The following is a 23,986-nucleotide window of genomic DNA, read 5'->3' as shown; positions in this document are numbered from 1 at the left end:
TCATCAACATCTCCATGATCACTATGATGACCAGGCGCCTGACCCGCCCAAAAAAGCGGGCCAGGACCACCTAGACAGGTTCAAAGACAGCCTCTAAATGCGGGAGCGGGCTGAAAGCCCGTTGCGCGCCACCACCTCCGCGAAGAACCGGGCACTGTCCTTGAGCACCCGTTCCTGAGTGTCGAAATCGACGTGCACGAGACCGAACCGCTTCGTGTACCCCATGGCCCATTCGAAATTGTCCAGCAACGACCAGGCGAGGTAGCCGCGGACGTCGGCACCGCGCGCGATCGCGTCGTGCACGGCCGCGAGGTGCTCGGCGAAGTACCGCACACGTTTCGTGTCGTGCACGCGCCCGCCGACGACCTCGTCCTCGAACGCGGCGCCGTTCTCGGCGATCACGAGCGGCAGGCCCGGGCAGTGTCCGTGCAGCCACAGCAGCAGATCGGTGAACGACTCCGGCCGCTGCTCCCAGCCGAGCGAGGTCACCTCGCCGCGTGGCGGCCGGACGTCCATGCCGCGCAGCCCGGGCAGCGGGCAGTTGCTGTCGGCCTCGGGATCGTCGAGCGGGGCCACGCGGACAGGCGCGTAGTAGTTGACGCCCAGGACGTCCAGCGGCTGGGCGATGGTCTCCAGATCGCCGTCGGCGATCGCCGGTTCGAGGGTGCCGAGATGGGCGAGATCGGCCAGCAGTTCGGGCGGATAACCGCGGCCCAGCAGCGGGTCGAGGAAGAACCTGTTGTGCAGGAAGTCGAATTTGCGCGCGGCCTCGCGGTGTGCGGCGTCGTCCACCTCGGTCAGGACCGGGGCGAAGTTGAGCACGATGGACACTTCCTGTTCGCCACCGCCGGCGCGCAACGCCTGCGTGGCAAGGCCGTGCGCGAGCAGGAGATTGTGCGCGGCGACCAGCGCGGCGCCTTCGTCCCGGATTCCCGGCGCGTGATCGCCGTTGCCGTAGCCGACGAAGGCGGAGCAGAACGGCTCGTTGATCGTGGTCCACTGCCGGACGCGGTCGCCGAGTGCTTTGTGGACGGTCTGCGCGTAGTCGGCGAAGAGGACGGCGAGATCACGGTGGGGCCAGCCGCCCTCGTCCTGCAGCGCCTGCGGCAGATCCCAGTGATACAGCGTGACCATCGGGGTGATCCCGCGCTCCAGGAGCATGTCGACAAGGCGATCGTAAAACGCCAGTCCGCGTGGTTCGATCGTGCGGCCGTCCGGCATGATCCGCGACCACGCGATGGAGAACCGGTAGTACGGCAGGCCGAGTTCGGTCAGCAGGCCGATGTCCTGCTCGTAGCGCCGGTAGTGGTCGCAGGCCGGGTCGCCGGTGGCGCCGCCGGCCACCCGGCCGGGCCGCGCGGCGAAAGTGTCCCAAATGGACGGTCCGCGACCGTCCGCCGTCGTCGAACCCTCGATCTGGTACGCCGCCGTGGCCGTGCCCCAGCGGAACCCGGCCGGAAACCGGCGCGTGACGCCGTCGCCGTTCATTTCGCCGCCGCGGCGCGGCCTTCGGTCGCGGCCTGGGCCCAGGCCTGGTCGAGTGGCTGCCTGCCCTCTTCGACCCGGCCGAGCGCGTGCCCGTACACCGGCCGCACCTCGCCGTCGCGCAGGCCTCGGTAGTTCGGCCGCAGGGCTTCGGCGGACGCGGCGAAGATCTTGCCGACCGGCGCGTCGCTGAAGTACTTGCTGGTGTGGGACAGCACGGCGCCGTCCTGATAGGCGTCCAGCGCGCTCGGCAGCAGACCGCTGTCGAGGAAGATCCGCTTCTGCTGTGCGGACGCGGTGAGCCAGACGGCGAGATCGTAGGCCTCCTTGCGGTGCGCGCCCTGTTTCGGGACGGTCAGGAACGACCCGCCCCAGTTGCCCGCCTTGCCGGGGACCGGGGTGACGTCCCATTTGCCTGCCAGTTCCGGGCCGCCCGCCTGTTCGATCTGGGCGAGCATCCAGGCGGGACAGGTGATGGCGGCGAACCGGCTCTGCTTGATCGCCACCGTCCACGGCTGCGTGAACGTGGTGACGGCGGCGGTCTCCTTCTTCAACGCCATCCCGCCTGCCAGGTCGAAAGCCTTGCGCACGTTCGGGTTGGTGTCGGCGATGAAGGTGTCGTCGGCCTTGGCGAAGTAGTTTTCCTCGCTCTGGTTGAGTATCGCCGTGTAGATGGTCCCCGCCGAGTCGGCGAACTTGACCTCCGGTGTCTTCGCGCTGAACCGCGCACCGGTTTCGGCGAACTTCTCCCAGGTCGGCCACAACGCGGCCACCTGGTCGCGGTCGGTCGGCAGCCCGGCGTTCGCGAACAGGTCACGGCGGTAGCAGAGGGCGAGGCTGCCCATGTCGGTGCCGAGGCCCATCACGAACTTCCCGCCGTCGGCGGTGCCCTGATCCCATTTCCAGGCAGGCCAGTCATTCCGCAGGCCCTGCGCGCCGAATTCGGAAAGATCGGTGAACTTGTCCGTGGATTGGCGGAATTTCGGGAGGTACTGCTCCTCGATGGCCACGACGTCCGCGGTGCCGCGTCCCGCGCCGAGACCGGTGGCGAGTTGCCGGTGATGCGTCTCGAAGTCGGCGACCCGGCCCTCGACCGTGATCCCCGGATGCGTTTTTTCGTACTCGTCGAAGAGCTTCTCGTAGCCGAACTCGCCGAAGGTCGCGACGGTGAGTTTGATCGGGCCACCGGGTTCCGCCGCACCGGAACAGCCCGTGAGCAGCAACACGACGGCCGTCAGTCCGGCCAGCAGGCGGGTCATGATTCTCCTCGGTCGTTCACGCGAGCCGTCTGGGGAGCTGCTCGCCGACGGTCAGGCGGGAGTCGGCGTGCAGTTTGGTCAGCACCCGGGACACCAGCGACTGCACCGTCCGTCTCGGCAGGCTCAGTTCCGCGGCGATCTCCGGATTGGACAGTTTCGCCGCGACCAGCCGGGCGACCCGCAGGTCCAGCGGCGAGAGCGTCCCGGCGTTCCGGGGACCCCGCTCGGCACGGCTCAGCACGCCGTAGCGGCGAAGCCTGCTCTCGGCCCGGCGGATGCTCCAGGTGGCGCCGACCGGACCGAGCACCTCGCACGCCTCGGTGAGCGCGCGGGTGGCCGATTCGAGGTAGCCCGCCCGGCCGAGCAGTTCGGCGGCGTCTTCCAGCGCGGCCGCGAGTTCGATCGGGCGGCGGACCTCGCGGTAGTGATCGGCCGCGGCCAGCACACCTTCGGGATCGCCGTCGATCAGCGCCCGGCACCGGTCGGCCGCGGCGGTCGCCCTGGCGGGAACGGTCTCCTGACTCGCTTCCTCGGCGCAGACGGCGAGCGCTTGCTGTGCGACGTCGTCGTTCCCCGCCGCGAGCGCGACGCGGACGACGTCGGGCAACCACTGGTGGCGCAGCATCATCCGGGCGTAGTCGGGGCGCAGGACCGGCGCGAACAGCCGTAGCGCGTCGTCGAGCCTGCCGCGTTGCTCGGCTGCCATCGCCTGTGCCGCCAGGTAGAAGTCGCAGCTCTCGCGCTCGGCGGGGTTCGACGGCGAATGCGCCTCGGCCGCGTGGAGATGCGTGCGGACGGAGACGCGTTCGTCCCGGTGTCCCGCGATGAGGGCGGCGACACCGTGCAGCAGCAGCGCGGCGGCGCCCTCGTCACGTACGCCGTTGAAGGTGATCGCCGGGCCGTCTTCGGTCACCGAGTCCAGCTCGGCCAGCGCTTCGTCCCACCGGCCGGTCCAGAAGTAGTGCACGGCGGCCGAGACCTGAGGGCCGGTCGGCAGGTCGTGCCGCGCGGCCGTTTCGTACCCGGCGCGCAGCGTGGCGTCGGCCTCGTCGAGCCGGTCGAGGTTCTGCAAGGTGAAAAGGCGGTTGTCGAGCAGGTCGAACCGCAGTGTCGCCAGTTCCGCTTCGTCGCCGACGGTTTCCAGGGCGGCGTCGACCGCGATCAGCGCGCGGTCGTGCTCGCGGCGGATCGAGTGCACGAGCCACAGCGTCTGCTGCGCGTGCGCGGCCGGGTAGCGATCGCCCGCCTCGGTGGCTTCGGCGTGCAGATTCCGCGCGATCCGGGCGGTTTCGTCGAGATCGGCGAGGTCGCCGCGGCGGAAGTTGGCGAGCAGCGTCCGGGTCCTGGTGCGCCACAGCTCCGGCATCGACGGATCGTCCGCGGTGTCGGCGAGTGCCTCGATCGCCCCTGGGGTCTCGCCGCGGCGGTACCGCAGCGCGGCGAGGATATGCCGCATCTCGGCCAGATCCGCCTTGTCACGGACCACCTCGACCGCCTGCCCGGCTTCGGCCTCCGGGGTTTCTTCGAGCCGGAACAGCACGCGGACCAGCGCGGCGATCAGGGTTTCCCGCTGCTCGCGGGTGGGCACCTGGCTCGCGAGCGCGCCGCGGAGGAGGTCGACCGCGATCTGCGGCGCGCGGTTGGAGACCGCGACGTGGTGGGTGGTGAGCCAGCCGACCAGCCACGGGTCGACCGGCGCCGGTTCGGCCGCCAGCTGCTCGGCGACGCGTTTGATCGGCGCTCCGCCGCGGGCGAGCGCCTCGGCCGCGCGCCGGTGCAGCGCGGCGCGGTCCGGTCCGGCGATGCCGTCGTAGAGCGCCTGCCGCTGGAACGGATGGTGGAAGGCGAGTTTGTCGCCGGCGTACTCGATCACCCCGGCGGTGGTGGCCGGTTCGAGGTCCCGCAGGACCTCCAGCGGAGTCTTGCCGGTCAGCGAGGCGACATCCTCGACCGCGAACTCCGCGCCCAGCAGCGAAACGGTGCGCAGGATCTCGGTCGTGGCCGGGTCGAAGCAGTCCAGCGTGCGGCCCACCGCGGCGAGCAACGATCGCGGTGCGTTCTCGGTGCCGTTCAGGGTCACTTCGGCCACACCTGCCTCGATCCGCAAGGAGCCGGTCCGGACCAGGTCGTGCGCGATTTCCCTGGCGTAAAGCGGGTTCCCGGCCGCACGGCGGACCAGCGGGCGCAGGCTCTGCCCCGGTTTCGCGCCGAGGATCACCTCGAACACGGCGGCGATCTCGTCGTCGGTCAGCACCTCGACCGGCATGATCTCGCCGTCCCTGGCCTCGATCCCGCGACGCAGCCGCGCCAGATCCCGTCTGCCGTGCCCAGTGCGCGTGGCGGCGACGAGCAACAACGGCAGCTGACGGGTGGCGGCGGCGAGGCGCTGCCACAGCAGCACACTGGCCTCGTCCGCCCAGTGGAGGTCGTCGATCACCAGCACTAGCGGTCCCGCCGCGCAGGTCTCGTCGACCAATGCCAGTAGCTTGTCCACAGTGGACGGAACCGGGTCGGCGGGGCCCCAGTTGCCGTGCGCGGGTTCGGCGTGCAGCACGCCGGCCAGTCTGGCCTTGGCTGGATCCGCCGAACCGTGGTGCACCCCGAGACATTCCATGATGACCTGCAGCGGGAATCGCTGCTGGAGTTCGTCGGCCGCGGTCCAGGCGAGCTGGCAGCCGCGTGCCGCGGCGCTCGACAGCCCGGCGATCAACAGTTCCGATTTCCCGATGCCCGGTTCGCCCTCGAGCCAGACGGGGCGGCCGCGTCCGGCGAGCAGGTCGGTGACGAATCCCGCCAGCCGCCCGACCTGCCGGTTGCGGCCGGGCAGGTACGCGGGACCACCGCGGTCGATGGCCTTGGCCACCGGCGGCGGCACGATGAGCACCGGAGCCGGTTCCGGTCCGGTGACCGGCTTTTCGGTGCCGTTCAGGATGCGCTGGTGCAGTTCCCGCAGCGGGGCGCCGGGTTCGACGCCGAGTTCGTCCCGGAGTACCTGCCTGGCGTCGCGGTAGACGGTCAGCGCTTCGGTCCGCCGCCCTCCGGCGTACAGCGCTCGCATGAGCGCCTCGTAGAGCGACTCGCGCAACGGATGGCGCTGAACCAGCGCGGTCAGCTCGGGGACGAGTTCACGGTGGTCGCCGACGCCGAGCAGCGCCGCGGCCCGTGTTTCGGTGGCGCTCAGCTGGAGCTCGGCGAGGCGGACACGCTCGGTTTCGGCGAACGGACCGGGTACCCCGGAATAAGCCTCGCCGCGCCAACGGCCGAGCGCGGTGGTGAGCCGCGCCGCCGCGCCGCGCTGATCCGCGTTGGCGAGGAGCCGCCGGGCGTCGGCGGTGTCCTGCTCGAACCGGCGGACGTCGAGAGCTTCCCCGTCCAAACGCAGCACGTAGCTCGAACCGGCCGAGTGCAGCATCTCGTGCGCGGCGCCACCCGCCTCGCGGATCGCCCCGCGCAGCCCGGAAACGTAGGTGTGCACACTGCCGGTGGCGCTGGCAGGCGCCGATTCGCCCCAGACGGCGGCGATCAGTTCGCCGAGCGAGATCGCCTGGCCGCGGCGCGCGGCGAGGGTGGCGAAGACCGCGCGCTGGCGGGCGGGGCCGAGCCTCAGCTCGACGTCGTCGATCCAGGCGCGAGGCGGCCCGAGCAGCTCGACGCGCAGCCCGTTCGTCACGCCGGCTCCCTTTCCCGTCATCACCGAAAGTGGCCGGTCTACTACTGTGCCACGCAGTTTAGGACGTCCTCATGGCGGTTCGGTTGCGCACCCGTGCTTCGGGCAGCAGCAAGGCGGCGAGTTCGGCGGTGAGCCTCTCGTGCTGCTCCTCGGTGAGATTCCGGTGGTGTGAGAGCAGATGGAGCAGCTCGACCGCGGGCCCGGCCGGCAGCGCGCCGACGTTGTCGAGCAGCCACCGCGGGATCCATCCCGCGGTCAGGTCGTCACCTGCCTGGAGCAATTGCTCGGCGACGCGGTCCGCGGGCGCCCCGGAACCCACCATGGTCGCGGCGATCTCCTGATGCAGCACGGCGCGGATGGCCGGTGGCGTGTTCGCGGCGAACACCGAACGCACCAGCGGGACCCGGAACCGCAGACGTTCCCCCTCGGTTTCCAGCACGTGTGCGGCGACGGCCTCTTCGACCGCTCCGTCGAGCGTCCGCGGTTCGCGGCCGGTGACGCCTGCCAGCTCGGCGACCGTGAACGTCGAGCCGAGTAGCGCGGCCGAGTTCAGTGTTCGCTTGCACGGCAGGGAAAGCGTGGCGAGATGGGCCTCCACCAGGTCGGCGAGCTCCCTGTGCGGCGCGGTGGTGATGTCGCGGCCGTCGGCGAATTCGGCGAACAGTTCACACAGGTAGCCGACGTTGCCCGCGGTGTATTCGGCGGCGAAGCGGAGGAATTCCTCGCCGGGATTCCTGGCCAGGGTCTCCTCCGCGAGCGCGGCGACGGCCGGGCCGTCGAACGGCGGCAGCGAGACGATCTCGCCGTCGAGCCGCGAGCGGAGGACGTCGAGGGTGTGGCGCCGGGGGAGCGGGCGCGCGGAGCCGATCAGCAGCAGCGGCAGATGCCCGGTGAGCAGGCGGAGCTGCTGCCAGGCGAGCAGGCTGTCCTCGTCCGCCCAGTGCAGATCTTCGAAGACGAGCACCAGCGGCCCGTCTTCGCACAGTTCGGTGACCGTCCTGCCGAGATCTTCGACCGCCTCGCCGCCGAGGCAGTCCGCGATGAGACCGAACGGGACGGCGCTGGTCAGTTCGTCGGCTTCGACCCAGCGCGTCCGGTTCCGCACCGGGGCGAGGGCCTCCGCCAGTAGCGCGCTCTTGCCGCTGCCCGCCTCGCCGTCCAGCCACACCGTGCCGCCGCGGCCCTCGTCCAGCAAGGCGGACAGGTGCTGGCGCAGCCTGCCCGATTCGACCTCGCGGCCGACGAAGGCGGACGACCGTTCGGGCATCCGCCGTTCCGGCTGGTCATGGTGGCGCAGTGATGGGTCGTCGTCCACGATCCGCTGCCGCAGGGCCAGCAGTTCGGGGCCGGGTTCGAGGCCGGACCGCTCGACGATCGTCTCGCGGGCGTGGTCGAACGCGGCGAGTGCCTCGGCCTGCTTACCGGACCGGAACAACGCCGTGATCAGCATCCGGTGCAGACCTTCGCGCAGCGGATGCCGCTCGACCAGCATGGCCAGTTCGTCCGCGAGTTCACGGTGGCCGCCAAGGTCCAGTTCGATCTCGACCCGGCGTTCGAGCGCGTACAGGCGCAGTTCGTCCAGCCGGGCGCGCTGGGTTTCGGCGAACGGACCGGGGATCCCGTCCAGCGCGGAACCCCGCCACTGGCCGAGCGCGGCGCGCAGCGACTCCAGTTCCCGGTGACGCGCGTCGGCGAGCCGATGCGCGCGGGCCTGGTCCAGCGCGGCTTCGAAGACGTGGACGTCCACCTGCTGTTTCGCCACGTCGAGGCAGTAGCCGGCGCGACTGGCGGCCAACGGTTTGCCGGCGGGAGCGAGGGCGCGGCGCAGGGCGGACACGTGGTTGTAGACGATGCCGGTGGCGCTGCCGGGAGGGTTCTCTCCCCAGACGGCGTCGATGATCTCCTGGCGGGAGACGACCTGACCGGTGTGCAGGGCGAGCGTGGCGAAGACCGCCTGCCGCTGAGCGGGCCCGAGGGCGATCTCGGCGTCACCTTGCATCGCCGCGACACCGTCCAGCAGCCGGACCGTCAGCGAGGGAACCTCGTCCATGACCTGCCGCCTGTGCGCCCGACTTCCGAAATGATCATCCTGCCCGGGGAAACCCTAGTCGTGCCGCTCCGGGGCCCGCAATCGAGCCCGGCTGGGCAAACCGGACGTTCGCAGGGGCAGAAAGTCGTCCGGAGCCGGGTGAGCACGTACGCGGCCGCGCATGCTGGGGCGAACCGGTGGCAAGAGTAGGGCGGTGGCGGTGGGCCAGGATCACGAGTGGTTCGCCGGTGACGTTTTGCTCGACCTCGCCTACAGCGGCAGGCTGGTGCTGGACGCCGACGAGGCCGAGGCCCGGATCGCCGAGCTGCAGCGGACGCTCGCCTTCGGGTACGCCCGGCTCGCCGACCCCGGCTTCGACGGCCACGAAGGCAGGCTCCGGGAGATCCTGGGCGAATTGCCCAAGTACGTGGAGGCGTTTCAGCTGGCCACGAAGTCCTCCACGGCTCGGTGAGAATTCGTGAAGAGCCCTTTCGCAGACTGTGTCCCATCCGACTGGGGGGACGGAGCAAGCGGAGGGGACGAACGTGGACACCGAAACCCGAGAGATCACCGTGGCGGTGCACGCGCCCGATCCGATCACCAGTGCCGGCCTGGCCAGCCAGCTGGCCACGCGCCAGAGGATCGAGATCCGGGACTGGGAGCAGCGCGCCGACGTCGACGTACTGGTCGCCGCCGCCGAGCGGCTGACGCCCGAGACCGTACTGTGGCTGCGACGGCTGGCCGCTGAGGCGGGCAAGCCGGTGGTGCTCGTGGTGAGCCAGATCGGCGAGGCGGAACTGGTACCGGCCATCGAATGCCGCGTGGTCGCGGTGCTCCCGCGCGCCGCGACGACCGGTGACCGGCTGGCGCACGCCGTCCACGCGGCGGCCTCCGGCGGCGGCGTGCTCCCGCCGAGCCTGCTGGGCGAACTGCTCAAACACGTCGAACGGATGCAACGCGAGGTGCTCGACCCGATGGGCGTCAACACCGCCGGGCTCACCACACGGGAGATCGACGTGCTGCGCCTGATGGCGGACGGGAAGGACACCGTCGAGATCGCCGGGGAGCTCAGCTACTCCGAGCGCAGCGTCAAGCACATCATCCAGGGCATCACCGGACGGCTGAACCTGCGCAACCGGCCGCACGCCGTCGCCTACGCGGTGCGGGCGGGCGTCATCTGAGCACCTTCGTGAGTGGGTCGTCCGTGAAGGCCTCCTTCCCTACCTTGAGCGTCAGGGTTCTGGCAAAGTCGGGAGGACGTTGGTCAGTGCGGCTCTTGGTGGTCTGGATGTGGCATCGCTGATGCCTGTGGGGTGCGAGTGTGGAGGATTTGGGACGGTGAAGGTCCCAAATCCTCCACACTCGAGGTGCACCGGGTTCAGGGGCATGCCCCTGAAACTCTGTTGATCAAGCTTCGCAACCGGGTACGACCCCGTGTCTATGAAGGAATTGGGCCACTCAACGTCCCAATTCCTTCATAGACGTCGGCCTGCGCCATGACCAAGAGGTCACCGACCTGCACGATCCCGACTTTGCCGGGACCCTGACCTTGAGCGTCAGGGTACTGGCAAAGTCGAGAACTTGCAGGTCAGGCGACTATTCCTGCACTGTCACGGGTCGCGCGCACCGGTGGCGGTGGCGGAGCTTGATTCTGGGCACCAGCGGGCTTCGGTGTCCACAAGGGACACCGCCAGCCGATCGACTGTCCGATTGATGCCGCTCTATACGTTTCCGTGCGGGGTCGTGAGTGTTAATGAGGGCTAGAATGACCCCAAATCACTCACGACCCCCTCGTCACACCCCGCAACTGGCCCAAATCGGGCACATTTGTCTCGAGATGTGTCCTGATGGACAGTCGGGAGCCAGGTGAGGCCCCTTTGGGTGAATCCGCTCCCGCCGGGTACGCCACGACACGTTCGCCTTGACCCGCTCTGGTAATGGAGCCGACCAGCAGTTATGCGACTTCGCCGGGACCCTGACTCTCAAGGTAGGGAAGGAGGCCTTCACGGACTTCCTGCCGGTGGGGTTTCTTCGTGGCGTTGGCTTGGGTCGGCTCGGTGTTGCGAATCGGGGGCAGCCAGAACGACCTGAAATCACTCACGACACGGCGAGCGGTCCGAACACGAGGGTCCCCGGCGCCTCGGCGTCGTCGCCCGCCCAGAACTCCAGCCACAGCGCGGCGAACTCGGCCCGCGACAGCATGCCGTCGCCGTCGGAGTCCAGCAGCGGGAACGTGGTGTCGGTGTCGGTGGGGCGGCCGTTCCAGGCCTCGATCATCCGCCGGTACTCCGCCGCGGAGATCAGGCCGTCCCCGTTCTCGTCGATCGCTTCGAACATGGCGTCGGCCGTCGCGGTCACGGCCTCCGGCGTGTCCGGCAGCTTGTCCACCACCAGCAGGACTTCGTCGAGGGAGACCTTGTCGTCACGGTCGAGATCCGAGGCGGCCAGCAACGTCGACCACCAGCTCAGCATGATGCCGGTCAGCCGTCGCTCGTCACCCGGGCCCCGCAGCCGCGCCCAGCGCTCGGCGAGAGCCTGAAAGTCTTGCTCCTGAAGGAAACCGTCACCGTCGACGTCCATCGCGGCGAAGACCCCCGAGATCTTGCGCCGTTGCAAGTCGCTTGCCATGCGTCCGAACGATAGGGCCGGATGCCGTAGTGACACATCGGCCATTCAGGGCCACGGTGAGCCACTAACGGGGGACGGCGCCCTCCGTGAGCGCGCCGAGGACCTTGCCGAGCGCGGACTGCGCCACCGCCGAGGTGTACGGGCCGACGGCGACCAGCGACGCGATCAGCGCGGAAGCCTCGCCCGGCGTCAGCGAAATCGGCGGAAGCGCGGACCGGGCGTCGATGCGGTAACCACCGCGAGGTCCGCGGTGGATGGTGATGGGAACGCCCGCCTCGCGCAGCCGGGTGATGTCGCGCTCCACGGTCCGCAGGCTCACCCCGGTCGCCGTCGCGAGGTCCGCGCCTGCCACCCGGCGCGGCGCGCGCACCCGCAGCAGTTCGATGATCGCGTGCTGCCGCTCGACCAGGGGCGCCGCCTGGTGCAACTGGGTCATCCCCGCGATCCCCCCGGAACCGACCAGCCGCTGGGGCATTTCCGCTCCCTCGAGTTCGAATAACCGACCCGGCTCTGACGTCTATTGGATCTTAGGCTGATTTTCCCTTCTCCGATTGGACTTTCATGCCTTCACCGTTCGCGTTTCCCGGCGACTTCCGGCGGTTGTGGATCGGTCAGACGATCAGCGCTTTCGGGGACAAGGTTTCGCGGATCGCGCTGCCGACCGTCGCCTTGCTCGGCGTCGGTGGAACCGCTTGGGACGTCGGCCTGCTGGCCGCGTTGCGGTTCCTGCCGTTCGTGCTGCTCGGTTCGGTGGCGGGCGTGTGGGTCGACCGGGTCTCGAACCGGCGGACGATGATCCTCGCCGACATCGGCAGGCTGGTGGCGATGGGTTCCATCCCGGTCGCCTACGTGTTCGACGTGCTCGCGCTCGGCCACTTGTTCGTCGTCGCGGGGGTGGTGGGTGTGCTGACGGTGTTCTTCGAGGTCGCCGCCCAGTCCTATCTGCCGGTGCTCGCCGGACCGGACGGCCTCGTCGCGGGCAACGAACGGCTGCAGACCTCCCGGGCGGTGGCCGAGGTCGGTGGCGCGGCCACCGCGGGCGGGCTGATGCAGATCCTCGGCGCCGCACTGGCGATCCTGGCCGACGCGCTGTCGTTCCTCGTCTCGCTCGTGTCGCTGGTGCTGATGCGTCACCGCGAACCACTCGCGATCAAGCCGGACAAGCCGCGTTCGGCGCTGAGGGAGGCCAAGGAGGGCCTCGCGATGTTGCTGTCCGACGCGCGGCTGCGCAATCTGATGTTCGCGAGCACGACGGTGAATCTGGGAGTGGCGACGGCGAACACACTCGTGCTGGTCTTCGCCTACGACCACGGCAAACTGAACCCGGGCGCCGTCGGCCTCGCGTTCGCGATCGGCACCGCCGGGCTCATCCTGGGGGCGGTGTCGGCCGGGGCGATCGTCCGCGGGCTCACTCTCGGCCGGACGCTGGCGATGTCGATCTTCGTGACCGGCCTGGGTTTCCTGGTGCTGCCCGTCGGCGGGCAAGGCGCCGCGATGACCACCTTGATCGTGAGCCAATTGCTCATCGGTTTCGCCGACTCGGTCTTCAACATTCTCGTGCTCAGCCTGGTCCAGCGGATCACCCCGCCGGAGATGATGGGGCGCGTGAACGGGACCGCGCTTTCGGTGGTGTTCGGCACCGCGACCCTCGGTGGAGTCGCCGGAGGCCTCGGCGGCACGGTGTTCGGTGTTCTGCCTGGACTGGTTCTCGCCTCGGCGATCATCTGCTGCGGGGCGGCATTCGTCCTGGTCAAGCCCTTGCGGACGATTCGGGACGGGGCGAGCGAGCCGGTGGCGAGTCCGCCGAATCCGCCCCACCGGACGCGCGCGGCGTGAGACCATGACCACGACGACCTGAAGCCCTGGACGGAGGGGGAAGGATGACCGCCGGAATCGAGCGCGCGGCGCATGCCTACTGTCCCGTCTGCAACCCCGATCCCGGCCGTGGCGACCCGGTCACCGCGCTTTGCGGTGCCACCCATCCCTTCTGGGGCCGTCGCGAGCGGCCGGTGAACAATTGCCCGTCGTGCGAAGCCCTCGCCGTGAAGACGGTCTACCCGTGCGGTCACACGGGGAGTGAGCGATGAAGGTGGAAAGTTAGGATCTTCGTGTTCGGGGTACATAGGTGGGTGTGACCCTTCCGACGGGTCGCGGAGAACATGGAGGTCCCCCGTGTCCACCGAGCAAGCCGCGCGGACCGGTGGCCAGGTCGAGTGCCTGACGCTGGACGTCGGCGCCGACGTCACCGAGTCCGCGCGAGTCCGGGCTTGGGCCCGTGCGGAACTCGCCGACCTCACTGAAGAGGCCATGGCGGACACCATCCTGGTGCTGGACGAACTGGTTTCCAACGCGCTCCGGCACGGGAAGTCGCCGCGGCGGGTGCGGCTGACGCGGTCGCCCGGCCGGGTGCGTATCGACGTCGACGACGCCGAAAGGACGCCCGCCGCCCCCCGTCCACCGTCGGAGAACGGTGGCCGCGGTCTCGCCCTCATCGACGCCTGCTCCTCGGCGTGGGGTCAGGAAGTCCGCGACGACGGCAAGACCGTGTGGGCCGAACTCGCCTACCCCGAGGCCGTTTCGGAGCCGTTCTGAGGGGTATCCGGAGGCACCGGACGACTACGAACGGAGGCCTGATGAACGACAAAGCCGAGAACAAGGCGGAAGAACTCAAGGGCAAGGCCAAGGAAGCCGTCGGGAACGCCACGGACAACGAGCAGTGGCAGGCCGAAGGCAAGGCCGAGCAGGGCAAGGCCAACGTGAAGCAGGCCGGGGAGAAGATCAAGGACGCCGTGAAGGGCGTCCGGGACTGAGCGAGTGGCCGATGAGGGTCCGCCTTCGGGCGGGCCCTTCTTCGTCTGACGGGCAGGTCGCTGCGGTACGGTCCCGCTCATGGAGTTCCGCGAGTTCGACGGCGTCAAGGTACGACGGCCCTCAGTCGAACGTGACGGGCTCGAGCGCAAGCCCGCGTCGCTCCAGGGCGATTTCGATTTCGACTCCGTTCATCTCGATGGCGGTGACCAGGACGGAGTCCGCGGCGGCGGGGAGATCGTGCACTCCCTCGTCTCGGATGTGAACCTGGCGAACGCCCGGCTCGACCGGTTGACGCTGTCCGATGTGGTCTTCGAAGGCGTCGACCTGTCCAACGCGGCGATCCGCGAACTGACGGCGCGCCGCGTCGAAATCCTTCGCTGCCGGGCGATCGGCTTGGGTGTTTCGCTCGGTTCAGCCACCGACCTCTACGTCGAGAACACGCGGTTCGATTACGCCTCGGTGGACGTGGTCCGGGTGAAGAGCGCGGTCGTGTTCGCCGGATGTTCGTTCCAGGAGACGGTGTTCTCCGGCGACCTGTCCCGGCTGACCTTTGTGGACTGCGAGTTCACCGATACGGAATTCGCGGCGAGCGGCGCGACCGGATGCGATCTCCGCGGTTCGCGGTTGTCCGGCGTCCGGGGCCTGCTGACGCTGCGTGGCGCGAAGATCACGAGCGAGCAAGCCGTCTCGGTCGCGGGGATCATCGCGGCCGAGAGCGGCTTGTCGGTCATCGGCTGAGCTTCGCCGTCACGACACCGGCCGCCCTTCTCCGGTGATGCTTATTGAGAGGTAACCCAAACGTGGCGTGCCCCGGCGTGGGTCCGGACCGGCTGACGGGAGCGGGGACGGCGCCTGGTCTGTCCACAAAGGACCCTATTTGCACGGGAAAGTGTCCAACTTGGGCGGTATGCGTGGTTTCGCGAGCGGGTCGTGAGTGCGAAGTAGGGTTCTATTGAGAGGTAAGTCAAACGTGGCGTATGAGTCATCGCGCCGTGAAGGCCTCCTTGCCTACCCTCAGGGTAGTGAAGGGGCCCTTCACTACCCTGACGGGACGATCCCCCGTGACGCTGGGACACATCTCGCGTTTAGCCCGCTAAACGCGCTCCGGGCGCACTTGCGTTTCGCCCCCTGATCGCGATCCGGCGCGGCGAGGTGCGGGGCGTTCCTCGCGTCCGTGAAGGACTCCTTGAGGGACCCAGAGTCCCTCAAGGAGTCCTTCACGGACCAGATCCCAACCCGCCACCTTTGCCCTACCCATCAATAACCCTAATTAGCACTCACAACCCCCTTCGAAACCGTAAATATAGGCATCAATCGGATATGAAGTCGTCCAATAGTGTCCCCTGTGGACAGTCAAGGAGGCCCCACCGTCTCAGTGGGGAGCCCTTGATTGCGACCAGTCCGCGAAGGCCTCCTTCGCTACCTTCAGGGTAGGAAGGAGACCTTCACATCAGCGAGGCGATCACGCCATGTTTGCCTTACCCCTGGTTATCCCTCGGGATAGAAGACGAAGAGCGTGCACCCGGTCACCGACGCGGGCATATGCCACGAACCGGCCGGAGCGTGCAGGAAGGTCCCGGCTGGATAGTCACGCGCGCCGTCGTTGAACGTGCCTGAGACGACGTACACCTCCTCAGGTCCCGGTTCGTGGACGTCGCGGCGCGGCCACGAAGTACCGGGGTCCATTTCCAGCATGTTGGCGTGCGCCCCGTTCGCACCTGTCCACAGTGGACGAACTCGGATCCCGGGGAAGATCTCGCGGACGGGGGATTCCTTGACGGAGACGGAAGTGTAGCCCTCTTGGGCAAGGATCTCGGGGTGCATGACCACAGGGTGCCGCGATTTCCGGGCGGTCGGACAGTGTCAGTGAAGACACCATGGGGTACTTTCCTGCCATGCATCGCGTGACGGCTCTCGTGCGGCCGGTTCAGTCGACTTTTGAACTGGGCATCGCCGCCGAGGTCTTCGGGACGGCGCGGGCCGGCGTGCCGCGGTACTACGAATTCGACGTCTGCACAGAGAAACCCGGCCCGGTGCCGACCACCGCCGGGTACGCGATGTCGGTGACACGCGGCCTTTCCGCGCTGGCGGCCGCGGACACCGTGCTCATCCCCGGCTGGGCTCCGGTGGACGCGCCGTTGTCCACGCCCGTGCGCCGGGCGCTCCTGCGCGCGCACGCCAGGGGAGCACGCCTTGTCACGATCTGTTCCGGCGTGTTCGCGCTGGCGCGCACCGGGCTGCTGGACGGCCGCGCGGCGACCACGCACTGGGCGAACGCGGCCCGGCTGCGGGAGGAATTCCCTCAGGTACGCGTGGAACCGGACGTGCTCTACGTGGACCACGGTGACGTCGCCACGAGCGCCGGGGCGGGCGCGGGGATCGACCTCTGCCTGCACCTCGTCCGGCGGGACCACGGAGCCGCGCACGCCGCTCTCGTCGCGCGGCACATGGTGATGCCGCCGCACCGCGACGGCGGTCAGGCGCAGTACATCCCGCCTTCGCCGGCGGCGGACGAGCTGGACGGCCTTCTCGCGTGGGCGGGCGCGCGAGTGGGGACGCCGCTCTCGGTGCGTGACCTGGCCGCGCACCTCAGCGTCTCGTCCCGCACTCTCGCCCGGCGTTTCGCCGACAGGCTCGGCACCACTCCGGGCGCATGGCTCTTGTCGCGCCGGGTGACCGAGGCCCGCACCCTGCTGGAGGAGACCGATCTGCCGGTGGAGGTGATCGCGACCCGCGTCGGGCTCACGTCGGCGGTCAACCTTCGCCGCCGGTTCCGGGCACAGGCCGGGACGACGCCGGGTGCCTATCGGCGGGCGTTCCGAGGCTCGTGACCTGGACGGGTGGCCGTGGGCCACACCCCTCGTTTCGCCTTGAGCGGAACAGCGCACCCGGGCGCCGCTCCGATGTCACGATGACCGTATGGCGGACATCCTCCCTTTCCACCAGAAGCGTGCCTCGACCGAAACCCACGAGCCGGAACCGCTGTGGCGTGACGTGCTGGGCCAGAGCCTGCGCGCGGCCAGGGAGGAGCAGGGCGGCCGTCTCGTCGACGTCGCGGAGCGCGCCGGGATCTCCCCGCAGTACCTGTCGGAGATCGAGCGTGGCCGCAAAGAGCCCTCCAGCGAGATGATCGCCGCGGTCACCGGCGCGCTCGGGGTCGACCTGGCGGATCTGCTCGTCGGCATCGCGGGCACGGTCCGGCGGCGCCGCGGCACGGGTCTCGCGGTCGGCCGCCGTCCGGCGGGACCCGTGCTCATGGCCGCCTGAGCCCTCAGCCGCGCTGATCCAGGACTCGGTCCGCGAGCCCGTAGGCGACGGCGCCCGCCGCGTCGAACACGCGGTCCCGGTCGGTGTCGTGCCGCAGATCCGCGACGGCGCGACCGGTGTGCGCGGAAAGGATCTCCTCGAGCTGCGTCCGCACTCGCACGACCTCGTCGGCCTGGAGGATGAGGTCCGGGATCGTGCCGCGACCCTGCGCCGCGGGCTGGTGCAGCACCACGCGGGTGTGCGGTAGCACGAACCGGTGCCCCGCCTCGCCCGCGGCCAGCAGGATCGCGCCCGCCGCGACGGCCTGCCCGACACAGGTCGTCGCCACCGGCGCCTTGATGAAACGCATGGTGTCGTACAGCGCGAGCATCGCCGACGGGTCACCGCCCTCGGAGTTGATGTAGAGGTTGATCTCCTGCTCCGGGTTGTCCGCCTCCAGGTAGAGCAGCTGGGTGATCAACGCGTTCGCCACGCCGGAGTCGATCGCCGTGCCGAGATAGATGATCCGCTCCGACAGCAGATGCGAGTAGACGTCCATGATCCGCTCGCCTGCCGGGCTGCGGGAGATGACGTTGGGGATGGTGTAGGTGCTCATGCGCCGACACCCCTTTCCGAGCCGAGGCCGAGCCTGTGGGTGCGTACCGGGACGACCTGGTCGAGACTCTCGACGATGTGGTCGATGAAGCCGTATTCGCGTGCCTGTTCGGTGGTGAACCAGCGATCGTGCAGGGAATCGGCGAAGATCCGGTCGATGGGCTGCCCGGTGTCTTCCGCGATGAGGCCGAGCACGGTGTCGCGCGTGTAGCGCAGATCGTCCGCCTGGACCTCCACTTCGACGGCCGAACCGCCGATGCCCGCTGATCCCTGGTGCATCAGGATCCGCGCGTGCGGCAGGGCGAACCGTTTGCCAGGGGTCCCCGCGGACAGCAGGAACTGCCCGGCACTGCACGCCAGTCCCAGCGCGAGGGTGGCGACGTCGCACGGCACGAGCCGCATCACGTCCCGGATGGCCAGCATCGAGGGGACCGATCCGCCGGGGGAGTGGATCCACAGCGCGATGTCCTTGCGGGGATCCTCGCTCGCCAGCGACAGCAGCTGGGTGGTGAGCACCGTCCCGTTGTCGTCGTCGAGCACCCCGTCTAGAACCAGCACGCGCTGGCTGAAGAAGCGTTCCCGGAGTTGTTGGTCGAAGAGTGGTTGTTTCTCGTGGTCGGTCATGCCCCGACCATGCCGCCGGGGCCCGGCCGTCCGCCGGTTTCTCTGCTGTGGGCGGATCAGCCCACAGCAGGACGACGTTCGGCCGGGACGAACCATACGACGACGGTCAGGACGACGGCGAAGACGAAAGCGAGGAGGTCGAGGGTGAGACCCTGTTGCACGGCGTGGGCGAGGTGCTCCCATTCGCCTTCCGCGTTCAGCAACACCACGGTGAGCAGCGTCAGCCCGCCGGCGACGCTGAGCATGACCTGTCCGAGGCGGATCCTGGCGAGCAGGAGACCGCCACCGGCCACCCACAGCGCACCCGCGACCACGATGCCGACGCGGGCGAACAGCAGCGGCGGCCAGAGCGTGTCGAACACGGAGTACGCGTGGTGGATCATCATCGCGTCGGCCAACACGAAGAAGCCGAACAGCACGCTCACCACACCGGCCAGGATCGCGAACACCGAAGGCATGCCGAGGCCGGGAGAAGGCGGCTGCCGTACCGGCGTTTCGATTCCGCTCGCGGCTTGGGCCAGCAGCGGAAGCGCTTGATCCGGCAACATGCGTGCCTGCGGTGATTTCGCCAGCAGCCCGCGGAGAGCGTCCGCGAGCGGTCCGTGGGTCCGGTTGAACGCGGGTTGCTCGTTGACGACGGCGTACAGCGTGGCCGCGACATTCACCCGCTGGAAGGGATTCCCGCCCTCGCTCGCGCTGAGCAGGGTCGCGCCGAACGACCAGAGATCGGCATGGGGAGTGCGGTCATGCCCCGCGATCGTTTCCGGGGCGAGGAAAGCCGGTGTGCCTGAGGGGTCCAGGACGGTGGCGATCCCGAAACCGGTCAGCTTCACCGTGCCGTCGGGATCCACCAGGATGTTCGCGGGCCGAACGTCCCCGTGCACGACGCCCGCCGTATGCGCGGCCGCGAGCGCGCCGAGCACCTGCCTGCCGATCTCGGCGACGAAACGCGGCGGCAGCGGGCCTGAAGACGTCAGATCCTCCAGAGTCCGCGCATCCATCAGGTCTGTCACGAGGAACGCTGTCCCCTCGTCGGCGACGACGTCGTGGACGGGCAGCACCGACGGATGATCCACCCCCACGACGGCCGCCCGCCGGAGCCGCTCCACGAGTGCCGCGCGGGCAGGCTCGTCGAGCGTGGGCAGCGGCAGTTCCCTGATCGCGACCTGGCGGCCGTCAGGCCCGTCCTCGGCACGCCATGACTCGCCGCCCAGCTTCTCGAGCAGGGTGTAGCGCTCGGCGATCGTGCGGGGAACTGCGGTCACAGTCGGTCTCCTCGAATACTGAAGGGGTCTTCGACGGACGCTAACCAGCGGTCATGAAAAAACGATGAAATGGCTGATTGTCCATAAAGGCCACAGCAGGCTGGATATATTCACAACCATGCTGACCCTGGCGGCGCTGGTCGCGGACCCGGACCTCGAACTCCGGGTGGTCGTGCCCGGCCGCGACGGGGCACTGACCGGGCAAGTGCTGTGGGTGCACAACACCGAGCTGCCCGATCCCGGGCCGTACGTGCGTGAGCGCGAGGTCGTGCTGACCAACGGCCTGTGGCTGGACCGCGTCGAGCCGGCGGACTTCGTCGCGCGGGTGGTCCGCGCGGGAGCGGCCGGGATCATCTTCGGGCTGCGCGTCGAGCAGCGCGACACACCGGCGGCGCTCGCCGAGGCGTGCCGTGCGGCCGGGCTGCCGTTGCTGGAGATCTCGGTGGCGGTGCCGTTCACGGCGGTCACCCGCGCCGCGGCGGCGATCCAGGCCAAGGGCAGGCAGAACGCGCTGATGTCGCTGGTGCGCCGAGGCGACGAGCTGACCTCGGCGTTGTCGAGGGGCGACGGCGCTTCCGGGGTGCTGGCGGTCCTGCGCTCCGAGCACGAGCTGCCGCTGGCGGTCGTGGACCGGATGGGCCGGGAGCTGGCGTCGGCCGGTGCCGGGCTGGACGCCGGACAGCTGCGCGCCGCGGCGGAGGCCTTGGCCGGGCATCCGCCGCCACTGGAGGCGGATCTGGGCGCGGGGACGCGGGCGGCGCTGTTCCCGGTCGGCGCGATCGGCGACGCCGACGCCGCGCTGCTCTGCCTTCGTCCCGTGGCCGAGCTGACACAGGGGGAGCGCGACGCGCTGGAGCAGACCGCCCGCTACCTCAGCCTGGAGGTGGCCCGGCACCAGGCGGTGCAGGCCATCGAGATGCGGTTCGCCGTCGAGTTGCTGGACATGGTGCTTTCCGGCGCGCAGCGGGTCGCGGAGGTGCCAGGCAGACTGCGCGCGTTCGGTGTCGACCCGGACGGGCCACTGGCGGTGTTCGCGCTGGCGTTCGCGGGCGACGACGACGCCGCGACCCGGCCGGGGATGGCGGAGGCGGTGACGGACTTCCTGCTGGCGGACGGGCTGCCCGCCGTCGTGGCGGCCGGCAGCCGGGACGTCGTGGCGGTGCTGTCCTGGCGGCCGGGTGCCCGGTCACCCGCCACGTTCGCGCCCCGGCTGGCGGCGGCGGTGTCCCACCGGCTCGGCGGCGGGCGCGTGGTCGTCGGGCTGGCCGATCCCGTCTCCGGCGCGGCCGAACTGCGCACGCCGTTGTCGCGCAGTCGTGAAGCCTGCCGCGTGCTCCGTGGCAGGCGCGGTGGCCCGGTGGCGGCGAGTTTCGCCGAACTGGGCAGCTACCGGCTCCTGCTGGAATCGCACGACGAGCAGTGGCGGCGGACCTTCGCCGACGCCCTGCTCGGTCCGCTGCGCGAGCACGACCGCGCCCGCGATGGCGCACTGGAGACGACGCTGCGAGCGTTCCTCGACCACGACGGCCAGTGGGCGGCCACCGCCGCCGCCTTGTACGTGCACGTCAACACCCTGCGCAATCGGCTGGCGAAGGTCACCGAGCTGACCGGCCGGGACGTCGGGCGGACCGCGGACCGGGTCGATCTGTTCCTGGCGCTGGAGGCGACTCAGTCCGGGTAGACCGCCGGGTCGATTTCGAGGCGCCGTAAGGGTTCCGCGGGCAAGGTGGGGTCGGCCAGCGCGGCGGCCGCCACGTCCCGGCACCGGGCGAACCGGACGTCGCCGAGGCCGAGCCCGAACTCGATGAGCGCCCGTACGGCGGCCAGCCGTCCCGGCCTGCCCGACAGGAACGGGTGGAGGCACAGGTTGAACAGACAGCGATGGCGGCGCATCGCGTCCAGTTCCGCGCGCCACATCTCCAGCACCCGCACCGGGGACGCGATGATCGAACCGATCTGCGGCGTGGGAAGGAAAGCGTATTGCTCCCAGTCGTCGAGCGACCAATGCACCGGCAGCTCGGCGATCCGGCCCGCCCCGGTCTCGATCAGGTAGGGGCGGTCGTCGGCCATCAACGACGAGTCGTAGCTCAGACCGTATTCGGCCACCAGGCCCGGAGTGTCCCAAGTGGACTCCCAGCCCGCCGCGCGATGCCCGCTGATCTCGATGCCCTGGCTCGCGAAGACCGCCATGCCGCGCTCGAAATCGGCCCGTTGTTCGGCGGCGGTCATCGTCGTCGGCGGCCGGTGGCTGTAGGAGTGGTGTGCCACCTCGTGCCCGCGTTCCACGATCGCGGCGGCCAGGCCGGGCCGCTGTTCAGCGACCCAGCCCGGCACGAAGAACGTCGCCGGCACGGACAGTTCGTCGAGCAGGTCGAGGATGCGCGGCACCCCGACCCGTGGCCCGTAGGCCTGATGGGACATGGTCGACAGGTGATCGGCGTAGCCCCGTCCTCGCGCGAGGATCGGGGACTCCGCGTCCACGTCGAAGGTCAGAGTCGCCACCGCGGCCGCGCCGCCGTGCCAGCTTGGTTCCGTCACGCCTGCCGACTCTCCCGCCACCGGCGCGCGTTCGCCACCGTGACCGTCGGGGTGACCATCGCGCGGTCGAATGCGGCGAGCGGTTCCGCCGCGGCGACGCGGGCGGGCAGATCCGGGTTGGCCAGCGCGCCGTGTCCGAGGGAGAGCAGGTCGGCGTGCCCGCCGGTGAGGACCTCGTGCGCCTGGGCGAGGTCGTGCATCCCGCCGTTGGCGATCACCGGCAGACCGGTGACCTGACGGGCGAGGGCGGTGACGGTGCCGCCGTCGGCCAGCTTCGCGGTCTCCAGCCAGTTCCGTCCCTCGCTGGCGATGTGCAGGTAGTCCGCGCCCGCCTCGGCGACCGCCGCGAAGATCACCTCGGCGTCGTCACGGCCGCCGGGCCAGCGGTAGGTGAAGTCGTTGACCTTCGTCTGCGACAGCCGTACCCCGGTGAGCAGATCGGGGACGGCTTCCGCGACGGCGGACACGACCCGGGCGGTCAGCCGGATCCGATTGGCGACCGGTCCACCGTATTCGTCGGTGCGCTGATTGGTGTAGTCGGTGAGGAACTGGTCGAGCAGGTAACCGTTGGCCGCGTGCACCTCGACACCGTCGAATCCGGCCTGGCGGGCGCGCTCTGCCGCGGCGGCGAAGCCGTCGACGACGTCGTCGATCTCGGTCGTGGTCAGTGCATGGGGAACGGCCCACGGCCCGGAACCGCCGTACGCGGGCATCATCTCCCCGCGCGGCTTGACAGCCGAAGGGCCGACGGTGTGCTCCTGATGCGGATTGCCCTGCGAGATCGCCCCCGCGTGCATGAGCTGGGCGATCATCCGCCCGCCCGCCGCGCGCACCCCGGCGGTGACCACGCGCCAGCCCGCGACGTGCTCGTCACGCGCGAGCCCCGGCTGGTTGAGGTACCCCTGGCTGGCGGCCGTGTCGGGATAGGTTCCCTCGCTGAACACCAGGCCGAAGCCGCCACGGGCGAATTCGGCGTAGTAGTCGGCCATTTCGCCGGTCGGCGTGCCGTCGGGCCGCGCCGAGACGCGGGACATGGGGGCGACGGCGTAGCGGTTGCGCAGGGCGAGACCGCCGAGCGTGATCGGGGCCAGCGCGGGGTGGGCGTGGCCGACGGTGGTGGTCATGACGGGTTTCCTCCATTGTGGACGATTTCGATGGCGAGCGGGGAGAGGCGGGTGTCGCTGATCTGGACGAGATCCTGCGGGCAGGCGGAGACCACGACGACGCAGTCCACTTCGGCCCGCAGCGTCACCGCGTCGCCAGGCCGCGACGACGCGGTGAGCCAGCTCAGCCGTCCCTCCTCGCCGACCGGGACACGCATGAAGACGTTGATCGGCTGGGGAGTCGGGCCCGCGAAGCCGAGGCCGAGCTCGTCCAGCGCCTCACGCAGGTTCGCCGCGCAGGATCGGTGACCCGGAGCCCCCAGCGCGGCGTACCGGGCCGGGTCGCACGCCGGGATCAGCATGTCGTGCTCGCCGGGTGAGGTGTCTTCGACCAGGGTCAGGATGGGACGGCGCCGATCGGTCACGAAGGACTCGCCGACGGCGGGGAAGAGCCTGTCGATCGCGGCACGGGTGTGCGCGGCGCTGTGGTGCTCGGTCAGCCCGGCTCCGGCTCCGGTGTCGGTGAACGCGAACACGTCGCCGACCTGGCCCCCTTCGACGTCGATCACCCGGACGAGGTCTCCGGCGGCCACCCGGACGGCCCTGGCGGTGCCCGGTGGGACTTGCGTGCTGGTCATGTCTTCAGCAAACCGGTGGAGACGGGTGACTCGCTATGGGCAAACCTCTACCAATCGGGCGATTGTATGTGGATA

General features: G+C 69.7%; 23 protein-coding genes. 10 read left to right on the top strand and 13 right to left on the bottom strand.

From position 1 onward, the window contains the following. Positions 1-93 precede the first annotated feature (93 nt). From ACZ7KI_RS40520 to ACZ7KI_RS40505, 4 genes are read right to left on the bottom strand one after another with little or no spacing between them, the layout of a single operon-like run. A complete protein-coding gene (locus ACZ7KI_RS40520; RefSeq protein WP_470278311.1) occupies positions 94-1,488 on the bottom strand; it encodes a GH1 family beta-glucosidase in 1,395 nt (464 codons plus the stop codon). After that, positions 1,485-2,744, bottom strand: coding sequence for an ABC transporter substrate-binding protein (locus ACZ7KI_RS40515; RefSeq protein WP_470278310.1), 1,260 nt, complete (start codon positions 2,742-2,744; stop codon positions 1,485-1,487). The genes ACZ7KI_RS40520 and ACZ7KI_RS40515 overlap by 4 nt, the downstream gene beginning before the upstream one ends. 16 nt (positions 2,745-2,760) lie before the next feature. Continuing rightward, entirely contained in the window at positions 2,761-6,414 is a 3,654-nt protein-coding gene (locus tag ACZ7KI_RS40510; protein ID WP_470278309.1) for a BTAD domain-containing putative transcriptional regulator, read from the bottom strand. A gap of 58 nt (positions 6,415-6,472) precedes the next feature. After that, positions 6,473-8,464: a BTAD domain-containing putative transcriptional regulator gene (locus ACZ7KI_RS40505; RefSeq protein ID WP_470278308.1), complete on the bottom strand. Its 1,992-nt coding sequence runs from the start codon at positions 8,462-8,464 to the stop codon at positions 6,473-6,475. A 193-nt stretch (positions 8,465-8,657) separates the two neighbouring features. Between ACZ7KI_RS40505 and ACZ7KI_RS40500 the strand changes: the two genes are divergently transcribed. Beyond that, entirely contained in the window at positions 8,658-8,915 is a 258-nt protein-coding gene (locus tag ACZ7KI_RS40500) for a hypothetical protein (protein ID WP_470278307.1), read from the top strand. A 73-nt stretch (positions 8,916-8,988) separates the two neighbouring features. Further along, positions 8,989-9,624, top strand: coding sequence for a helix-turn-helix transcriptional regulator (locus tag ACZ7KI_RS40495; protein ID WP_470278306.1), 636 nt, complete (start codon positions 8,989-8,991; stop codon positions 9,622-9,624). Positions 9,625-10,540: 916 nt separating this feature from the next. Here the strand turns inward: ACZ7KI_RS40495 and ACZ7KI_RS40490 are convergent. Further along, a complete protein-coding gene (locus ACZ7KI_RS40490) occupies positions 10,541-11,071 on the bottom strand; it encodes an EF-hand domain-containing protein (protein ID WP_470278305.1) in 531 nt (176 codons plus the stop codon). A gap of 64 nt (positions 11,072-11,135) precedes the next feature. Then, positions 11,136-11,546: a helix-turn-helix transcriptional regulator gene (locus tag ACZ7KI_RS40485; protein ID WP_470278304.1), complete on the bottom strand. Its 411-nt coding sequence runs from the start codon at positions 11,544-11,546 to the stop codon at positions 11,136-11,138. Between the two features lie 86 nt (positions 11,547-11,632). Between ACZ7KI_RS40485 and ACZ7KI_RS40480 the strand changes: the two genes are divergently transcribed. The 5 genes from ACZ7KI_RS40480 (at position 11,633) to ACZ7KI_RS40460 (ending at position 14,620) form a co-directional block, all read left to right on the top strand. Beyond that, a complete protein-coding gene (locus ACZ7KI_RS40480; protein ID WP_470278303.1) occupies positions 11,633-12,907 on the top strand; it encodes an MFS transporter in 1,275 nt (424 codons plus the stop codon). 44 nt (positions 12,908-12,951) lie between these two features. Continuing rightward, positions 12,952-13,158 carry a hypothetical protein gene (locus ACZ7KI_RS40475; RefSeq protein ID WP_470278302.1) on the top strand — a complete coding sequence of 69 codons (207 nt, stop codon included), beginning with the start codon at positions 12,952-12,954 and terminating at the stop codon, positions 13,156-13,158. A gap of 85 nt (positions 13,159-13,243) precedes the next feature. Further along, positions 13,244-13,663 (top strand): ATP-binding protein, encoded by a 420-nt coding sequence (locus ACZ7KI_RS40470; protein ID WP_470278301.1) that lies wholly within the window; start codon positions 13,244-13,246, stop codon positions 13,661-13,663. 41 nt (positions 13,664-13,704) lie between these two features. Continuing rightward, a complete protein-coding gene (locus ACZ7KI_RS40465; protein ID WP_037313578.1) occupies positions 13,705-13,881 on the top strand; it encodes a CsbD family protein in 177 nt (58 codons plus the stop codon). Positions 13,882-13,960: 79 nt separating this feature from the next. After that, complete coding sequence (locus ACZ7KI_RS40460; RefSeq protein ID WP_470278300.1) at positions 13,961-14,620, top strand: pentapeptide repeat-containing protein; 660 nt, start codon at positions 13,961-13,963, stop codon at positions 14,618-14,620. A 750-nt stretch (positions 14,621-15,370) separates the two neighbouring features. Here ACZ7KI_RS40460 and ACZ7KI_RS40455 read toward each other — a convergent pair. Further along, entirely contained in the window at positions 15,371-15,706 is a 336-nt protein-coding gene (locus ACZ7KI_RS40455; RefSeq protein ID WP_470278299.1) for a cupin domain-containing protein, read from the bottom strand. 71 nt (positions 15,707-15,777) lie between these two features. On the opposite strand from ACZ7KI_RS40455, the gene ACZ7KI_RS40450 reads away from it, so the two are divergent. Beyond that, positions 15,778-16,713, top strand: a complete 936-nt coding sequence (locus tag ACZ7KI_RS40450) for a GlxA family transcriptional regulator (protein WP_470278298.1) — start codon at positions 15,778-15,780, stop codon at positions 16,711-16,713. 88 nt (positions 16,714-16,801) lie between these two features. Then, entirely contained in the window at positions 16,802-17,149 is a 348-nt protein-coding gene (locus ACZ7KI_RS40445; protein ID WP_470278297.1) for a helix-turn-helix domain-containing protein, read from the top strand. 4 nt (positions 17,150-17,153) lie between these two features. On the opposite strand, the gene ACZ7KI_RS40440 is transcribed toward ACZ7KI_RS40445, so the two are convergent. Genes ACZ7KI_RS40440 through ACZ7KI_RS40430 form a run of 3 tightly spaced genes read right to left on the bottom strand, consistent with a single transcriptional unit; the run spans position 17,154 to position 19,632 of the window. Beyond that, positions 17,154-17,744 (bottom strand): ClpP family protease, encoded by a 591-nt coding sequence (locus tag ACZ7KI_RS40440; RefSeq protein WP_470278296.1) that lies wholly within the window; start codon positions 17,742-17,744, stop codon positions 17,154-17,156. Beyond that, the gene (locus tag ACZ7KI_RS40435) at positions 17,741-18,367 is read right to left on the bottom strand and encodes a ClpP family protease (RefSeq protein ID WP_470278295.1); all 627 of its coding nucleotides are present in this window, start codon (positions 18,365-18,367) and stop codon (positions 17,741-17,743) included. The genes ACZ7KI_RS40440 and ACZ7KI_RS40435 overlap by 4 nt, the downstream gene beginning before the upstream one ends. Before the next feature lie 56 nt (positions 18,368-18,423). Continuing rightward, positions 18,424-19,632: a serine/threonine-protein kinase gene (locus tag ACZ7KI_RS40430; RefSeq protein ID WP_470278294.1), complete on the bottom strand. Its 1,209-nt coding sequence runs from the start codon at positions 19,630-19,632 to the stop codon at positions 18,424-18,426. A 118-nt stretch (positions 19,633-19,750) separates the two neighbouring features. Between ACZ7KI_RS40430 and ACZ7KI_RS40425 the strand changes: the two genes are divergently transcribed. After that, positions 19,751-21,313 carry a PucR family transcriptional regulator gene (locus ACZ7KI_RS40425; protein ID WP_470278293.1) on the top strand — a complete coding sequence of 521 codons (1,563 nt, stop codon included), beginning with the start codon at positions 19,751-19,753 and terminating at the stop codon, positions 21,311-21,313. Here the strand turns inward: ACZ7KI_RS40425 and ACZ7KI_RS40420 are convergent. The 3 genes from ACZ7KI_RS40420 to ACZ7KI_RS40410 are packed head-to-tail and all read right to left on the bottom strand — an operon-like array spanning position 21,301 to position 23,911. Next, positions 21,301-22,170, bottom strand: a complete 870-nt coding sequence (locus ACZ7KI_RS40420) for a polysaccharide deacetylase family protein (protein WP_470278292.1) — start codon at positions 22,168-22,170, stop codon at positions 21,301-21,303. The two genes, ACZ7KI_RS40425 and ACZ7KI_RS40420, sit on opposite strands and share 13 nt — an antisense overlap. Next, positions 22,167-23,294 (bottom strand): oxidoreductase, encoded by a 1,128-nt coding sequence (locus ACZ7KI_RS40415; protein ID WP_470278291.1) that lies wholly within the window; start codon positions 23,292-23,294, stop codon positions 22,167-22,169. The genes ACZ7KI_RS40420 and ACZ7KI_RS40415 overlap by 4 nt, the downstream gene beginning before the upstream one ends. Continuing rightward, the gene (locus ACZ7KI_RS40410; protein ID WP_470278290.1) at positions 23,291-23,911 is read right to left on the bottom strand and encodes a DUF1989 domain-containing protein; all 621 of its coding nucleotides are present in this window, start codon (positions 23,909-23,911) and stop codon (positions 23,291-23,293) included. Before ACZ7KI_RS40410 ends, ACZ7KI_RS40415 begins: the two co-directional genes overlap by 4 nt. Positions 23,912-23,986: the final 75 nt, after the last annotated feature.

The organism is Amycolatopsis sp. NPDC039088 (genome assembly GCF_055598845.1).
The sequence above is the reverse complement of the archived record's forward strand: the minus strand, read 5'-3'. Positions and strand labels throughout refer to the sequence as shown.

Bases quoted from the DNA above. Each gene is read 5' to 3' on its own strand.
- ACZ7KI_RS40520 (WP_470278311.1), bottom strand. From the start codon at position 1,488: ATGAACGGCGACGGCGTCACGCGCCGGTTTCCGGCCGGGTTCCGCTGG.
- ACZ7KI_RS40515 (WP_470278310.1), bottom strand. From the start codon at position 2,744: ATGACCCGCCTGCTGGCCGGACTGACGGCCGTCGTGTTGCTGCTCACG.
- ACZ7KI_RS40505 (WP_470278308.1), bottom strand. From the start codon at position 8,464: ATGGACGAGGTTCCCTCGCTGACGGTCCGGCTGCTGGACGGTGTCGCG.
- ACZ7KI_RS40490 (WP_470278305.1), bottom strand. From the start codon at position 11,071: ATGGCAAGCGACTTGCAACGGCGCAAGATCTCGGGGGTCTTCGCCGCG.
- ACZ7KI_RS40485 (WP_470278304.1), bottom strand. From the start codon at position 11,546: ATGCCCCAGCGGCTGGTCGGTTCCGGGGGGATCGCGGGGATGACCCAG.
- ACZ7KI_RS40480 (WP_470278303.1), top strand. From the start codon at position 11,633: ATGCCTTCACCGTTCGCGTTTCCCGGCGACTTCCGGCGGTTGTGGATC.
- ACZ7KI_RS40475 (WP_470278302.1), top strand. From the start codon at position 12,952: ATGACCGCCGGAATCGAGCGCGCGGCGCATGCCTACTGTCCCGTCTGC.
- ACZ7KI_RS40465 (WP_037313578.1), top strand. From the start codon at position 13,705: ATGAACGACAAAGCCGAGAACAAGGCGGAAGAACTCAAGGGCAAGGCC.
- ACZ7KI_RS40460 (WP_470278300.1), top strand. From the start codon at position 13,961: ATGGAGTTCCGCGAGTTCGACGGCGTCAAGGTACGACGGCCCTCAGTC.
- ACZ7KI_RS40455 (WP_470278299.1), bottom strand. From the start codon at position 15,706: ATGCACCCCGAGATCCTTGCCCAAGAGGGCTACACTTCCGTCTCCGTC.
- ACZ7KI_RS40450 (WP_470278298.1), top strand. From the start codon at position 15,778: ATGCATCGCGTGACGGCTCTCGTGCGGCCGGTTCAGTCGACTTTTGAA.
- ACZ7KI_RS40445 (WP_470278297.1), top strand. From the start codon at position 16,802: ATGGCGGACATCCTCCCTTTCCACCAGAAGCGTGCCTCGACCGAAACC.
- ACZ7KI_RS40440 (WP_470278296.1), bottom strand. From the start codon at position 17,744: ATGAGCACCTACACCATCCCCAACGTCATCTCCCGCAGCCCGGCAGGC.
- ACZ7KI_RS40435 (WP_470278295.1), bottom strand. From the start codon at position 18,367: ATGACCGACCACGAGAAACAACCACTCTTCGACCAACAACTCCGGGAA.
- ACZ7KI_RS40425 (WP_470278293.1), top strand. From the start codon at position 19,751: ATGCTGACCCTGGCGGCGCTGGTCGCGGACCCGGACCTCGAACTCCGG.
- ACZ7KI_RS40415 (WP_470278291.1), bottom strand. From the start codon at position 23,294: ATGACCACCACCGTCGGCCACGCCCACCCCGCGCTGGCCCCGATCACG.
- ACZ7KI_RS40410 (WP_470278290.1), bottom strand. From the start codon at position 23,911: ATGACCAGCACGCAAGTCCCACCGGGCACCGCCAGGGCCGTCCGGGTG.